This window comes from Nonomuraea sp. NPDC050786, from assembly GCF_040654115.1.
GTDB lineage: Bacteria > Actinomycetota > Actinomycetes > Streptosporangiales > Streptosporangiaceae > Nonomuraea.
In genome coordinates, this window is the sequence record NZ_JBFAHJ010000052.1 from 1 (window position 1) to 14,258 (window position 14,258).

General features: G+C 68.8%; 17 protein-coding genes. 11 read left to right on the forward strand and 6 right to left on the reverse strand.

Annotated elements, in window-relative coordinates; all coding sequences use genetic code 11:
- Positions 1-118: 118 nt before the first annotated feature.
- Complete coding sequence (locus AB0H84_RS50830) at positions 119-772, reverse strand: hypothetical protein (RefSeq protein ID WP_357621211.1); 654 nt, start codon at positions 770-772, stop codon at positions 119-121.
- A gap of 104 nt (positions 773-876) precedes the next feature.
- On the opposite strand from AB0H84_RS50830, the gene AB0H84_RS50835 reads away from it, so the two are divergent.
- Together AB0H84_RS50835 and AB0H84_RS50840 are read left to right on the forward strand one after the other, a co-directional pair.
- On the forward strand, positions 877-1,062 hold the full coding sequence (locus tag AB0H84_RS50835) for a hypothetical protein (RefSeq protein ID WP_357621213.1): 186 nt from the start codon (positions 877-879) through the stop codon (positions 1,060-1,062).
- Between the two features lie 238 nt (positions 1,063-1,300).
- Complete coding sequence (locus tag AB0H84_RS50840; RefSeq protein ID WP_357621215.1) at positions 1,301-1,567, forward strand: hypothetical protein; 267 nt, start codon at positions 1,301-1,303, stop codon at positions 1,565-1,567.
- A 455-nt stretch (positions 1,568-2,022) separates the two neighbouring features.
- Here AB0H84_RS50840 and AB0H84_RS50845 read toward each other — a convergent pair whose 3' ends face one another.
- Entirely contained in the window at positions 2,023-2,436 is a 414-nt protein-coding gene (locus tag AB0H84_RS50845) for a hypothetical protein (RefSeq protein WP_357621217.1), read from the reverse strand.
- Between the two features lie 12 nt (positions 2,437-2,448).
- Entirely contained in the window at positions 2,449-2,910 is a 462-nt protein-coding gene (locus AB0H84_RS50850) for a hypothetical protein (RefSeq protein ID WP_357621220.1), read from the reverse strand.
- A 169-nt stretch (positions 2,911-3,079) separates the two neighbouring features.
- Here AB0H84_RS50850 and AB0H84_RS50855 point away from each other — a divergent pair, with 169 nt between their 5' ends.
- The 3 genes from AB0H84_RS50855 to AB0H84_RS50865 all read left to right on the forward strand — a co-directional run bounded on the left by AB0H84_RS50855 (position 3,080) and on the right by AB0H84_RS50865 (position 6,218).
- Positions 3,080-4,489, forward strand: a complete 1,410-nt coding sequence (locus AB0H84_RS50855; RefSeq protein ID WP_357621223.1) for a competence protein CoiA family protein — start codon at positions 3,080-3,082, stop codon at positions 4,487-4,489.
- Positions 4,490-4,611: 122 nt separating this feature from the next.
- Positions 4,612-5,217, forward strand: coding sequence for a hypothetical protein (locus tag AB0H84_RS50860; protein ID WP_357621226.1), 606 nt, complete (start codon positions 4,612-4,614; stop codon positions 5,215-5,217).
- A gap of 230 nt (positions 5,218-5,447) precedes the next feature.
- Positions 5,448-6,218 (forward strand): hypothetical protein, encoded by a 771-nt coding sequence (locus AB0H84_RS50865; RefSeq protein WP_357621229.1) that lies wholly within the window; start codon positions 5,448-5,450, stop codon positions 6,216-6,218.
- Positions 6,219-6,311: 93 nt separating this feature from the next.
- Here AB0H84_RS50865 and AB0H84_RS50870 read toward each other — a convergent pair whose 3' ends face one another.
- A complete protein-coding gene (locus AB0H84_RS50870) occupies positions 6,312-8,531 on the reverse strand; it encodes an NACHT domain-containing protein (protein WP_357621232.1) in 2,220 nt (739 codons plus the stop codon).
- A 313-nt stretch (positions 8,532-8,844) separates the two neighbouring features.
- Positions 8,845-10,056: a transcriptional regulator gene (locus AB0H84_RS50875; protein ID WP_357621235.1), complete on the reverse strand. Its 1,212-nt coding sequence runs from the start codon at positions 10,054-10,056 to the stop codon at positions 8,845-8,847.
- A gap of 167 nt (positions 10,057-10,223) precedes the next feature.
- On the opposite strand from AB0H84_RS50875, the gene AB0H84_RS50880 reads away from it, so the two are divergent.
- The 6 genes from AB0H84_RS50880 (at position 10,224) to AB0H84_RS50905 (ending at position 13,796) form a co-directional block, all read left to right on the forward strand.
- Positions 10,224-10,625, forward strand: coding sequence for a hypothetical protein (locus tag AB0H84_RS50880; RefSeq protein WP_357621238.1), 402 nt, complete (start codon positions 10,224-10,226; stop codon positions 10,623-10,625).
- Between the two features lie 632 nt (positions 10,626-11,257).
- The gene (locus AB0H84_RS50885; protein ID WP_357621241.1) at positions 11,258-11,446 is read left to right on the forward strand and encodes a hypothetical protein; all 189 of its coding nucleotides are present in this window, start codon (positions 11,258-11,260) and stop codon (positions 11,444-11,446) included.
- Between the two features lie 93 nt (positions 11,447-11,539).
- On the forward strand, positions 11,540-12,049 hold the full coding sequence (locus AB0H84_RS50890; RefSeq protein ID WP_357621244.1) for a single-stranded DNA-binding protein: 510 nt from the start codon (positions 11,540-11,542) through the stop codon (positions 12,047-12,049).
- Between the two features lie 135 nt (positions 12,050-12,184).
- Positions 12,185-12,829: a vWA domain-containing protein gene (locus AB0H84_RS50895; protein ID WP_357621247.1), complete on the forward strand. Its 645-nt coding sequence runs from the start codon at positions 12,185-12,187 to the stop codon at positions 12,827-12,829.
- Positions 12,830-13,005: 176 nt separating this feature from the next.
- Entirely contained in the window at positions 13,006-13,446 is a 441-nt protein-coding gene (locus tag AB0H84_RS50900; RefSeq protein ID WP_357621249.1) for a hypothetical protein, read from the forward strand.
- Complete coding sequence (locus AB0H84_RS50905; protein ID WP_357621252.1) at positions 13,419-13,796, forward strand: hypothetical protein; 378 nt, start codon at positions 13,419-13,421, stop codon at positions 13,794-13,796. The genes AB0H84_RS50900 and AB0H84_RS50905 overlap by 28 nt, the downstream gene beginning before the upstream one ends.
- Here the strand turns inward: AB0H84_RS50905 and AB0H84_RS50910 are convergent.
- Positions 13,791-14,243, reverse strand: coding sequence for a hypothetical protein (locus tag AB0H84_RS50910; RefSeq protein ID WP_357621254.1), 453 nt, complete (start codon positions 14,241-14,243; stop codon positions 13,791-13,793). The two genes, AB0H84_RS50905 and AB0H84_RS50910, sit on opposite strands and share 6 nt — an antisense overlap.
- Positions 14,244-14,258: the final 15 nt, after the last annotated feature.

Below are 14,258 nucleotides of genomic sequence, written 5' to 3' on the forward strand. Positions count from 1 at the left end.
ATGACGGGGGTCACCACGCGCCTGGACTCGCCGAGCGTGCCGGTGTAGGTCTCGGGTACGACCGTCCGCCACCCCGGCCCTGGGCAGCTCTGAGGACGGTGTCGAGTTGGGCTGGCGCTCACCCCGGATCAGCGTGACTGGCTACCTCGTTGCCCGTATCCGGCCTGCGCAGGAACCGGCCGACGACCTGGATGGAGTGGGCCACGGCTTTCAACCGGGCCCCTTCCTTCTGGTAGGTGGCCAGCACCTGCGAGAGAACGTGAGGTTGAAGGTGCGGCTTGAGTTGGACGCTCGCACTCCGATACCCCGCGCGCAATGCTGCGAGCGCATGCTCGGAGTGGCAGGCGGCCATCCAGATCAAGACGTGCGGGTTGTGGACCACCTCGTGCGCCCGGTAGTCCGGAGGCAGAGTCTCCACGAGCCACGTTGTGGCCGCGGTCATCCAGCCAGCCTCGCCGGGGGCGGGCACGCCCGGCGGCCACCCCTGGGGTGTTGGCGCGGACGTCTCCGCATCGCCGACTGTGGCCACGTCGACCCGTTCGATGCTCCGTTCCAGCGCGGTGTAGTCCACCCCCTTCAGACGCCGAATCTGGTCGACTGGCCGCCACTGCGGCTCGTGCTCCTTTAAGCCACCTCTGAAGCCCTGAACAGTTTCGGACCAGGACACCAGCCCCTCACGTGTCCCATCGGGCCGTTCCCGGAGCCGATGCAGCCACCCGGCTTCATTCGGCAGCACGACGACAGGCTGCGGCGCGGGCTCAGTCACCGCCATCCATCGCCTCCCTGACCGAACACGTCTTCGAGAATATTGTCACTGAAGGACTCAACCGGGACACCGGGACGCTCCGCCATCAATCTTTCCGTGAGGAGCCGGTGATGACAGTGCTGGTCGAGATCGACCAGTGGGGCGAGATCATCGCCTGTATCTGTGGCAACGCCCCCCACAAGGAGGGGTTTTACCCTTGCACCCCGTGGGGCTGGGAGACCAACCTCACTTACAACAATCGCCTGTGGCGGGGGCACTACCGGTGCGCCAGCTGTGGCCTGACTATCCGCGCGTAGGTGGCCTTCTCCTCGAGCAGGGAAGGTGGCGGCGCCAGAGCGTACTGTCCCAAACCAGTGGCCGAACGCGCTGGCCCACGTGGAAGCCCGCGATGAGTTGGTCACGACCACCACGGAGTGGGGTCACACGCTGCTCCGGAACCCGGCCATGGCCTGGTTCCTGTTTTTCGACCGGAAATGAGGCAGGTAGCCAGGTCATCGCCGCGATTCTGTCGGCGCTGCGGCGTACAACGACACCATGGACAGCTTCGACATGATCGTGACGGCTCACTCCAACCCCCTGGAGCAGAAGGAGTTCGAGCGTCAGGTGGCGATGATCAAACCGCACATGGACTGGGATCCGGTCACCCGGACATGGCGGGTACGGCTCAGCAGTTCACGCGCCGAGCACGCCACCGAGGTCCTCAACGCCCTGTTCGAGGCGGCTCGCGTGTACGGGACCGCCGTCGTGATGCAACTGGCGCCTACGGAGCAGCCGGCCGACCCTCCTGCCAGTTCCCTTTAGGCCGTTTCGGCCTGTCGGTAAGACGGGCCCCACCAGCCGCCATCTGTAGCATTTCGCAGCGAGAAGCCGCTGATGACACGGTGAAGCAGGATGTTGTCGCCGTGGACGACGTGGGTGTGGAGCTGGATCACACGCGCCCCGGCCCTTGCCCCCAGACGATCAAGCACACCTAGGTATTGCATCCGATGGCCCTTCGAGACCCGTAGGCGAAGGCGTCACCGAGTGGCTCGGCGTCGCGCCCTGTAGGCGGCGGTTCGGCAGGCGGGCTGTCGTACTTGGCATCACGGCGGAGGCCGAAGCCCGGGGCGAACCACCGCCCGCATTGCGGGCGGTGGTGTGCGACGTCGGCCATTCTGCCGGAGAGGATGGCGGCGCGTACATTCACGGCCTTGAGGAAGCGGCGGTGCCAGCGGGCCGCGGCGGCCCTGCAGGTCCGCTACGGGTCCAGGTCTGAGCTATCGGTCGGCGGCCGGGAAGTGCCGGTCCAGGATGTCGGCCCAGTGCCGCAGGACGACGAAACCGCCGCCGTCATGGAACCGGTCGGCCTGAACGGCGACCAGCTCGGCGAGCGCCGCGGCGAACGGGCTGACGGCGCGCTCGGCGGGCAGCGCCTGCAGGGCGGCTTGGAAACGGGCGTGGGCGTCCGGGAACAGCTGCTGGGCCCGCTCCTCCTCCTGGCGCACCAGCTCGGCGCCCTCCCTGATCCGCCTTTCCTGGGCGAGGAAGTCGGCGCAGTCGGCGGCGTGGACCTGAGTGACCGCGACGCCGTCTTCGGCCCACAACTGGGTCACCATGTCGCCGGTCCCCGGGCCGGTGGCCCGGCAGGTCGGGCACAGCCGGGTCTGGGTGTCGTATTGGCCGGCGGTCATGTCCATCACCTCTCAAGATCGAGAAGCGTTCGGGCCGTCGCCTTGGGCGGGCAGCTGCAGCAGGCCGCCGTCGAAGGCCAGATGAAACAGAGCGCCCAGGCGTTTCGCCGCGAAGTCGGGGTCGGTCGCGGCGGGCGAGGTGGGGTCATCGGGACGTATCGCCGCCTCCAGCAGGAGGTCGAGGACGGCATGCGCATGGCCCAGCAGGTAGAAGTGCAGGGTTGTCTTGTGGGCGAGCAACTTGGCCGCCCGTGGCGCCTCCTGTTCCAGCTCCTCCCGAAACGATGCTGCCAGATCGCTGACCTCCGCGCTGAAGACCGGGTCGGCGGCCGCGCGCGCGTAGATCTCGTGGCCGTAGCGGTCGTACAGCCTCTGCACCGCGAACACCTTCAGCGGCCCGTCAGGGGTTTCATCCCGGGCAGGCCGGTCGCCGCCTCGCCACCACGTTTGTAACCAAGATCCCACTTTGCCCATCCCAGCATGATGCGCGCACCCTGCAGAGCATGACAAGCACAGCCTGTAAAGGGTGCCGGTCAAGCCGCCTGTCAACGCGCGACGGACGATGTGGGCGCCGAGAAATGTCAGTGTCGGCGCGTACCGTCGGCTCACTTCCCCCTTGGACATCAGCTGCGACGGGGGTCAGATGGCGTTCACGGCTGTTCATCCCGAGCGCGGACGTATCGATGCCACGCTCGCTGATCTCGGTCAGGGTCTGGAGTGGGAGGGCATCTACCGAACCCGACCCCGGACCCGGCTCACATGCCCCGAGTGTGGTCACGGCGTGCATGCCAAGCTGTCACCACGGCGGATGCGGTACTTCGCGCACGACCCCGGCCGTTCGCCGCACTGCGAGTTGTCGGTGGAATCGGCCGATCATCATCTACTGAAGCTCGTGCTGGCCGAGGCAATCCGCCGTGCGGGCTGGTCGGCTGAGCTTGAAGTGCCAGCGCCTGACGGGGCCTGGCGGGCCGACGTGATGGCGACCTCTCCCGCGGGCGGCCACCGAATGGCGTGGGAGGCGCAGCTCTCCCCGATCACCGACGACGACATCCAGATGCGCACCGACCGTTATGCCGCCAACCAGGTCACTGTGTGCTGGGTCAGTTCCCGCGACCGCGTGCCGTGGCTGTGCACGGTCCCCGCGATCGCTGTGACCCCGGCGAGCCAACCGACAGACGCCGAACGGTGGAAGGTGCACGACGGTCTGGCGAGGTTCGACTACGGCCGCGGCGGGTGGGCCCGGGTCGACGACGTCACCCTCACCACCTTCGTCCGATGGGCATTGGCCGGCGGCCTGGTCTTCCACACCATCGGGCGCCGTTACCGGCGAATCCACCTACCGGGCAGCAACGCCACCATGCGGCGTTCGGCGTCATGGACCACGCCGCGCTCCGCCGAGGCGGAGAGTCGGCACGAAACCATGCGCCAGCAGCAGGAAGCCGCCAAGCGTGCCCGGGAAGAGCGTGCCCGTGAGGCCGAGGAGCGCGCACGTGAGGCTGAGGAGCGCCGCAAGCAGGCCGAGCGTGAGCGCCAACGTCGGGAAGAAGAGCAGCGCCGCGCCGAGGCCCAGGAACGGCACCGCCAGACGATGATCGCGTGGGAACGTCAGCGCGCGGTCCGGGAGGCAGAACGCCGTGAACAGCAGCGTCAGCAGGAGGAACAGGCCCGGCGGGAAGAGCTGGCACGCCGTGAACGCGACCGCCGGGAGCAAGCGGCCGCACAGCAGTGGTGGAGCGGGGTGTCCACAGCTCAGCTCACCGAGCTTCTGGACCATGTCGCGGCGCTGGCTGTGAGTGAGCGCACCGCACGAGCGCTGCCTGTCTCCGGTCAAGTCGATCGCGAGCACGGGTACGGCATCGCCGTCCACACCGGTCGTCTTCTCTACGGGGTGGTCAGACCCTGCCCGCACTCGCTGGGCCGGCTCCCCACCTCAACGCGGATCTTCGTGCGCAACGCCCGCGAGAAGGCGCTGATCACCGCAATGGATCTGGTCGACGCCGACCTGGTCACCCACTTCAACCTGCCCGACCATGAGCAAACCGCTCTGCTCTGACACACGCCATGGCGGATGGGCCGACAACAGCGCGCCCCTTCCCGGCCGCCCACCACTGCCGATTCTGACTTCCGAGAATGTCGATTCCCGGAAGCTGCCCCATGGTGACTTAAAGTCATCGTATGACTACACATGGCAACGGTGGTCTTCCGGATGCCTCTCGACGTCGCCCCACGCCCATCCCTCGCCAGAAGGTCACCAAGGCCTTGACGGCGGCGGCCCTGGCACTCACCGCCACCACAGCCCTCCCCACACCGGCCATCGCATCCGCCCGCCGGGCCGAGCCCCAGATCCTGTCCAAGACCTGTGACCCTGTCAACGGCACGCGCACCTACTACTCCCCCGGCAAGTGGTCGAAGGCCAACGCGATCTTGTGCGTAGAGGTCCAGCAGCGCGCCGACGGCAGCAAGGCCCTCTACGTCAGTTACGACGCCGACCTCTTCTACTCCTGGGGAGGTGTCTGGCACTCCGACTGCCAGAAGCAGTGCACGGTGTCGGGACGCTTCATCCTGCGCAAGGGCAATGGCGCCTTCGAGGAATGGTCCCCCATCCTCGAACACCCCGAGGGCAGTGGCTACGTGTTCGCCTCGCACACCTTCAACGTAGACAGCAGGCGCTGGCGTGTGGAGGCTGCCGTAACCAAGCGCGGGGGGTACTGGGCATCCAACGAAAACAATGCAGCCGAGGTCCCGATGAACGACTTCGCCATCGAAGTCGACGTCCCCTGACCGGCTTTCGATGGTGATGTGACGTTGGTGGATACGCTCGTAGGCGTCGGCTACCTCGTTTTAGGGACGGGTCTTCACGTGCCCCAAACGGGGCCGCGCTCGGCGTCGAGCACAGTGGCCAGGCGTGCGCCGAACCGCACCTGCGCATCGGCCTATATGGCGGCTGGTGTCATGTTGGTCAACGGCACCCCGACCAGGAGAACTGCATCCTGCTGGCCGACGAGGCACGGGTGGGATGGCTGCACGCCATACCCGGCGGCTGGCGGGTCCACGACGCAGGCAGGCGGCTCGTCACCACGCTGGCCGACGACACGCACGGGCACAACGTGGTGATCGTCGCCGGGCTCGCGGCGGCCGCGCTGGGCATCCCCGGTGCCGAGCACGCCGCGGTGACGGTCGGCCCGCTCGAAGACGACCGAGGCCGAACAATCGACACCTCGCCGGCGGCGCTGGCGTCCTGGAGCCTGCTCAAAGGCCGCGTCCCCGGCCGCACCGACGTCATCGTGCGCTTCCGCTGCGTCGGCTGGCTCCAACGCGACGCCCGCGGCCGCGACGTCGCCTGCACCATCGACGGCCCGGTGCCCGGATCGGCCAGCACCAATCGGGTGCAGGCCGTGATGGCGCTGCTGGCCGCGCTGGTCTGCCCCGCGCCGTTGCCCGAGCTCGGACCTGAGGCCCGTACACCGCGGCGGCCGCGCGCTCGCTCGCCCCGGGAGCGGCCGATCAGCCCGTACTCTCCGGCGCAGTTGGCCGCCGCCGCGCTCGCCGACAACCTGCCGCGCCTACCCGATGGCCCCTACCGCGTGCACATCCACGACGGCTACGACGACACCGAGTTGGGTCGCGTCTTCCGCTCCGGCCGCCGCTGGCAGGCCCTGGCCCCGGACGGGCGCGTCGTCGTGCATCGCGCCGAGTCCCGTACCGAGGCCGTCGACCGGCTGCTCGCCACTCCCGGCCCGCTCTTTGGCGACCCCGCAGACATGATCCTCCATGACCTCTGACCCCTGGCGTGGCAATTGACAGGCCTGCCTGTCCAATCCTGGGCCTGGGGTAAGAATCGCGTCACACATCCCAAATGAACGGCATCGCCCGGGTCATCGTATGTGACCGGCATCTCCGTCGCCGTCGTGGCGGCCATCTCCGTCATGTGCCGACCTGTCTATGTGCAGGGAGGCTGGCGCGGCGAGGTGATCGTGTAGTTCGGAGTGGCGGAACTGGTAGAGCGGGCCGACGGTGCGTAGTAGCCCGAGGCGGTGCATGTCATCGAGGAACGGGATCAGCCTGCGGGGCAGGCGGCGTTGGGTCAAGAGAGTGATAGTGCAGGCCAGCCACGTGTGGTGATGCCCAGACGCAAGCCCGCCGACGAGCCCGCCAAGGAACGCGCCGCTGAGCCCCAACGTAAGTCCGATGCTAAGCGAGCCATCCCAAAGGTGCGTGAGCCCGAATGTGAGCATGAAGGTCGTGCCACCGAACGTGTACGCGGCCGCGAGAATACGAGCCAGGGTGAGGTTCCGGTCGGCTCGCCATGCCGACCAAGCACTGGTCGAGGCCGTGAGGGGGGTGGGCTGTTCCATCTGCCTAACCCACGGGGAGAAGATGATCAGGCCCACGCCAGCGAGACAAAGCAGTTGCATCACGGACAGAACAGCAGAAAGCCACTGAGGCACGTTGTTGGACGCCAGTTGCATGATGACGAGCAAAAGCACGCTCAGGAGTCCGCTCGCGAGTCCGAGCCTGAGGTCCTGGGTGGATGGCCAGCGAAATAGGGCAAGCCATCGGTGGGTGAATCCCGGGACCTCGTCGAACCAGCGTCTGGCCCTGGCCCAAGGCCAGATGCCGGCGCTGAAGCTGAGTAGGGCTACTGCCAACAGGAATTGCAAGCCCTGGAGCTGCCGAAAAATTACGCCGGCGGCCGGGATCGCCGCGAGCCCGATCGTGCCCCCGATCGCCGCCGGCAGAAGGCGTCGCCTTGCGGGAGAGGTGGTGTAGCGGGCGATGTTCCACCAGGCCAAGTCCCGGGTGTGGTAGCGGGTCAGTGCTTCGGCCAGGTGGCTGAGCCAGGTGTGTACTTGGTCAGGGTCCCACGATTGGTAGGGCCGGAAGGGGTCACTGCGGTCGCTGGTTGGTGGCCGGGCGCGGATGAGGGCGTCGATGAGATGGTCCAGCAGGTGGGAGCGCAAGGTCTTCGGGTCCTGGCCGAGGCGGCCGAGCAGCGGCGTAGGGTCGGCGTTGGGCAGGATGTAGACCATGCGGACCAGCCACAGTCCCAGCGGGGTGGCGGTCACTGAGGCCAGCGCCGGAGCCGATCCCGAGCGGAGGGCCGCCAGCGTTGCTTCCCAGTCGTAGCGGGGCGCGGGCGGCAGGCACGTTTGCAGATAGGCGGCGGCAATGGGCGGGGTGAGCGCGGCCGGAGCGATGACGGCCGCAGCCGTCACCACGTCTCCTGCGCTCTGGACGGCGGCGGCGAACTCGGTGGTGCGGCTGGTGAGGATCAGCTGATCACCCTCGATCAGCGAATCGTTCAACGCCCGGATGATCTGTGCTCGGGACGGCGCGGGCAGTTCGTCCAGACCATCGAGGATGGGCAGGATATGCCCTTGCTCGGCGAGCGTTGTGGGGGCGGCGTCGCCGCCGTACTCAGCAGCGCGCAACGTTGGATAGTTGGTGGCGAGCTGTTCCGCCAGCCACTCGTCCAGGCGCCGATGACGAGCGGTGTCCCAGCTGGCGATCGACAGCATCACGGGTACCGGTTCGTCGCTGCTACGGCTGGCGATCAGTTCCAGCAGCAGTTGCACCGCCAGGGTCGTCTTGCCGGTGCCGGGGCCGCCGGTGATGATCAGGCGGCGGTTGCGCAGGCTGCGAAACTGTCCGGCCAGCATGCGGATGTCAGCGGCGTTGCCGCTGAAGGCCAGTTCATGTGCCGCGATCAGCTGTGGATGGTCCATCAGGGCGTGTTTGCCTGTCAGGTGCCAGGCGACCGGGATCGGTTGAGGATCGCCCAGCGAGCGGATGCGCGCCTCTTCCTTCCATTGCCGCTGCACCAGCTCCGCTAGCGCCGCCTTGGCCGTGGTGATCATCGTATCGGTTGGCGCGGCAGGAGGTGGTTGCCGGTGCAGGGCCCACTTGGTCAAGAGGATCGCAGCTCCAGCCAAGGTGACAACGGCCGTCAGCATGCCCAGAAGATCGTTGAGTTCAGGCTTTTTCCAATCGATCCCGATACGCACCACTATGGCGATCACGGCGACAAAAGCCACGTACACAGCGAGAGCCACAACGATCCGCCAGCGTCGCCGACGTTCCTCGGTAAGGGGCACGCCCCTCACCTCCTTCGGTCTTCGCGGCGCGGCTTAGAGACGCTCGGCAAGAGCGTCGGGCTCCGCCTCCCAGCTGGCCTCCTTTGATGTCAACCCTCTCCCGCGACCACACCTATGGCATTTGAGAGCGATCTTCATTGCACGGGTCTTTACAGAGGTTTCGGAAGCAGGAGAGCCTGCTGTGCTGAGCAACTATCCGCCGCAGCAACCTCGCCTCCATCGACGCGTCGGCGGCCGCGTTCGTCGGCGCTGAGCTCATCGCCAGTGAGGTCGTCGCGCCCGCCGTGGCGTAAAGCATCTCCCCTGGTCAGCGTCACGCGGAAGGAGCGGTAGGCGTGTGCTCCGTTGTTGACGCGCGGTGCCTCTCCCACAACTCGGCCACTTCAGGCACATCGGCCCGGTACGGGCTCAGGCGAGAGAGGACGGTGCGGGCGCGCTCAGCGGTTCGGTGGCTGGCCATCCCGTCCGACAGATCGAACATGCGCCCGGCCGTGGCTGCGGCGGCCTCGGGCTCACGAGCGTCTGCAAACGCGACTGCGAGCCAGGACAGGTACAGCGCCAGCTCGCGGGCGTGAGATGTGTCGTAGGCGTCCAGGACGCGGGCCAGAACGGGGATGGCTCGGAGGGGCCGACGAAGCTCGGTGTAGGCGCGAGCCTCCATCACCTGCGACTCGCCGGCACTGACCCAGTACAGCCAGGGCCGCTCGGGTGCAGGCCCGGCTTCCGTCAACGCGGTGGCCGCTTCGCCCAACGCACGAGTCGCCAGCCCGGTGACCCCGACGCGGGCCTGAGCCCATGCCATGCGATCCCACGCCAGCGCCCGGGCCCGTGGCGAGGCTGATCTGTTCGCCAGCTCAACGGCCGCCTGGGCGAGGTCCAGTGCTGCGTCCGGCGTGGGGCCGTTAGTCGTGAGGTAGGCCAACGATCCGATCAGGTTGGACTCCAGAGCTGGGTCGCCCGCCTCGCGGGCAGCGCTGAGTCCGAGCCGGTAGGTGCTCGCAGCTCGCGCGGCCTGCCCGGCGTCGGCCGCAATCCAACCGGCCACCTGGGCGAGTTCGGCCAGGACTCCCAGCATCGCGCGACCCACGTCCTCCCGGTGGCTGCTGTCGCGATAGAGACTGACGGCCTGGTCCAGTTGGCGGAACGCAGGCTCGACCAGCTCGCCGCCGGGGACGACGTCGTCGGCCAGGCGAAGAGCATGGACCCGCGACTCAAGCGCCACCACGGTGCCAGCACCGACCCGGCGCCCCGTGCCGGAGACCACCCGAGCCAGTACGTCCTCGACCCGCGGCACGTCGGCCAGGCTCGCCAGCTTGGCCGACTCCTCCACAGCCAGGGTCGGCGCTGCGTCAGTGCCGGCGAACAGCTCATGCTCCGGGACGTCGAACACCACGGCGTACAGGGTGCGGTAGCGCTCGTCCGGTCGGTGCTCACCGTGCTCCCACCCTCGGATCTGGCGGCGCAGGCTCTCCGGGTGAGCCACCGGGGCCCGGTCGCCGGCAGCTGTCCGCAGCTCCCGTGCCATGCGAGACAGGCTCCACATCCGGTCCGGTCGGAGCCGCTCGGTTCGCAGCCTCGCGGCCCACGCGGGTACCTCGCTCATCGCTCTCACTCCAGGTCAGACTGGGGATATCCGCCTGTGTGCCAGTCTGACCTCTACTCGCGCTCCGCGTCCCGCGCTTCAGTGGGGACATGCCTTCCCCCCAGGGCCCGCACCCCGCCACAGCACTGCCGGCACCGGACCACGACCAGCTCGCCGAGCAGCTGTGCGCAGCCCTGGCCCAGGGCCACCAGATCCCCGCCTACCAGGTGGCCCTGGGAGACCACACGGTCGTATCGCTCTGGTACGGCCTGACCGCCCGATGCGCCGGCGGGCGGATCTGGTGGACCTACTGGCGCGGGAACCGCGCGGTCTTGACGTTCGCCTGGTCCCCTGTCACGGCGGCCGCCCGCCTGGCCCAGCTCTACGCGGCCGCCGTGCGCCCTGCGGACTCGGTGCTGGACCAGCCGCCCAGCACCGAGCTGGCGGGTCCGCCGCAGTGGTCGATGGAAGCCGCCGCCGCCCAGCACCTGGCGGCCCGCGAGCGGCCATGAGCCCCCGGGTCTTCTCCCGTCGCGCGGCTACGGAGGGGTAGCACGAGGCGGAGACCGGAGCCCACACCCGCGGCTCCGCCCCCGGGGCTCATGGTCCCCATAAGAACGGCCCACCCTCGGACGCGAGATCCAGGGGTGGGGCCGCCGTGCGTGCGCCTTTCCCGGCGCGCACACGCCCACCGGCGTCAGACCAGCCACTCTCCTCCTGCGCCTCAGCCCTCCCCTGAGGCGAGCGCAGACCCCGCCGTCTGGCGCTCACGCCGTGAGCGCGGATGACCTTGGCGCCGTAGCGAACCAGGCGCCGAGGGCCGTGCCCGATCGCATGGACGGGGCCTGACCTCAGGACGGGGCTCACCTGCCGTAAGTCCCTGCCGGTCACCCGCCCCGCATTCCGGCTCAGTCAGCCTCGCAGGCACACTCCTGCAGGCAACCCGGCTTTCGCTGCGCTCACCCCGCCCAGCCAAGATCTTTTGGCGCGTGGACGGGCTTCACCGATAGCTGCTGGGGCGCCAAAACATCTTGTTGGCCGGGGCCGCCGCGTTGCCCTCCGTCGCTTCCGCCTGCGTGTCCTCCCTCACCGAAACACGGAACGGACGCCCAGCAGGGGCACCGTACGGAAGGAGCCACGCACCATGAGCCTCACCCTCGACCTCCCCCTCTACCGCACAGACGTGACCGCCTGCAGCCGCTGCGCCAAGGCGGTCACCTTCGAGCACAGCTGGAAGACGCTGGACGGCGGCCGCATCTGCGCGGGGTGCGTGGGCGAGCAGGTCGAGGCGTACCGGCTCACGACGGTCGCCGACCGCGAGATCCCCTTCTAGCTCCCGCGCGGCGGGGGCTGCGGCCCCCGCCCTGTCCGCTCCCCGTCCCGTTTCGGCAACCGCTCATCCCCATCTACGTCCCTGGAGGACACCATGGCAGCAGGCGACACCGTCATCACCCTCATCGGCAACCTCGTCGACGACCCCGAGCTGCGCTTCACCCCGACCGGCCAGGCGGTGACCCGCTTCCGCCTCGCCTCCACCCCGCGCTTCATGGACCGCGAGAGCAACGAGTGGAAGGACGGCGACAGCCTCTTCCTGACCTGCAACGTGTGGCGGCAGCCGGGTGAGAACGCCGCCGAAAGTCTCCAGCGCGGCATGCGCGTCATCCTGCAGGGGCGGCTCAAGCAGCGCACCTACGAGACCCAGGACGGCGACAAGCGCACCGTCTACGAGGTCGAGGTCGACGAGATCGGCCCATCCCTGCGCTACGCCACCGCCAAGGTGGTCAAGCAGCGCGGCAGCCGTACCGCCAACACTCCCCCGCAGAGCCCTTGGGCCGGTGTGCCCGCCGAGGGCCAGGACGTCGGCCAGGCCGGCGGCGAGCCGGTGCCCGCCATGGCCGGAGTCGGAGCCGGGGCCGACGACGTGCCGAACTTCTAGCCGCCGAGGCGGCGGCCGCTCCCTCCCGGAGTGGCCGCCGCGGCGGTTCCTGCGCGCACCCGCGCCGCGTGGCGGGCATGATGCGCCGCCGCGCTGATCCGTTGATGAGCACCACCATGACCTTAGGAGAGCCCCATGACGTCGATCACCCCTACCGAGCGCTGGCGCCACATCGAGCTCGTCCTCGATCGCTCCTCCTCCATGCATCCGATCAAGGCCCAGACCGAGGCAGGAGTGCGTGCCTTCCTGGCCGAACAGCGGCAGGTGGGCGGCCGTACCACGGTGTCGCTGACTCTCTTCAACCACAGCGTCGAGCTGCAGCTGGCCAACTGTGACCTTGGCCAGGTGCCCGAGATCACGCTGGAGCCTCGCGGGCGTACCGCTCTGCTGGACGCGATCGGGGAGACCATCGCCCGGGCACGCCGTTTCGTGCGGGGCAGGTCCCGGGCGGAACGGCCAGACGAGATCATCGTCGTCATCCTGACCGACGGACACGAGAACGCCTCAGTGTCCTTCACCCACGACATGGTCCGCGAAATGATCGCAGAGCAGCGGAGCAAGAAGCGCAGCTGGCAGTTCGTGCTCCTGGGCGCCGACGAGGCCGTGCACGCGCTGGCCAGGATTCTCGGCATCGACGCGGACGCCGCCATCCAGTACGACCACGACCTCAGCGAGGGCGTTCTGTCGGCGGCGGGCCGGATGATCCGCCGGGGCACCGAGTCCGGCCGCTACGGCTTCACCGACCAGGAGCGCAGGGTTACCCGGCACCCATCCCTCTGACGGGCCGCACGCGTGCCCCCGTCTCGCGCAATCGGCCTCCGGCATTCGGCGCCGGAGGCCCCTTCCTTCTCCTGGACAGAGGGGACGACCCATGTCCCGGACCCCGCACGCAACGTCGAACGGCCAGACAGTTCCGACCACGCTACGCACTTCCCCACCATGGAAAGGACCCGAACGTGGATGACGGAGTCCACTACCTCAATCTCACGCGGGGGCTCCTGTGCTCGCACCACGTGGACCAGCCCCGATACCTACGTCTCCAATCCACCTGGTGCGAGCAGAAACGGTGGGCCGACATCCTGTGGACGATCGGCCCGGACTTCTACCAACACCTCGCCGCCGGGCCGGTAACCGTGCACGACGTGAGCGAGCGGCCACGCGCGACACGCGCCTGCTGGCAGGGTCTCGCCTGGGTGAGATACGCATGCGAGCGGCTGTGGAGCGCGCCGACCACTCCGGCGATCGTACGAAACGGCCACGACATGACGGCCTACTTCGACCGCCAGCTCGACAACCTGGACGACCGGGTGAAGAAGCACGTCCGCTACTTCTGGCAATTCCACCGTGGTCAAGCGTTGCGTGTCTCGGTGTGCACCGGATTGGAGAGCACCCGCTGAGCACCGAGCCACCGCCGGCGCGTGAAGAGGATCCGGGCACCTCCGCGCTGTTTCCGATCGCTCCCCGGCCTGGCGGCACCGGCTGGTCCTACAGCGTCCACCAACGCATCGGCCGGGCGAAAATCGCCAACCGGCGCGCGGGCGGGTTCGAGCTCTACGGGGTCTACGGCGTGCGCCAGGCCGCGGGCGGCGGCTGGGAGCTGTTCGTCCAGTGGGAGGGGCAGGAGCGCGACGGTGTCACTACCGGCCGCACCCTGCTGGCCAGCAGCTGCGACCTCGACCCCTACATCTGGTCGCCCGCCGCGCACTTCGCCCAGGTCAGCATCTTCGTCACGCGTGACGACTCATGAGCTCGCGGCCGGAGCGCGGCGCAGGAGCGCGCTCGTGGGCACCCGCTTCTCCAGCCGGGACCGGATGGCGCCCCGGCTGCGCCCGAGCTCACGCATCAAGCTCTCGATGGAGGCCTCGGGCGCGGCCGCGAGCTCGGCCAGCCGCGCATCGTCCTCGGCGGTCCATGGCCGGGCCGCGTTGGCGTGCTTGGCCCGCTGCTGCTCCAGGGAGGCGGCCGGGCGCGGCGCCGGCGCGCCGGTCAGCGCCGCGGCGCCGGAGGCCAGCAACTGGGCGATCGCTGTCAGGTCGCCGGCGGCGGGCAGCGTGCCGCGCCACTCGGCCAGCACCTGGCCGTCGGCGTCGCTGCCGATCAGCTCCACCTGGTGGCCGCCGTCGACGGCCTGCACGGTCAGGTCGTAGTGGCGGCCGTCCTGGTCGGCGTGCAGGCGTACCTGGGATACGGGCACGGGGCTCTCCCTTCG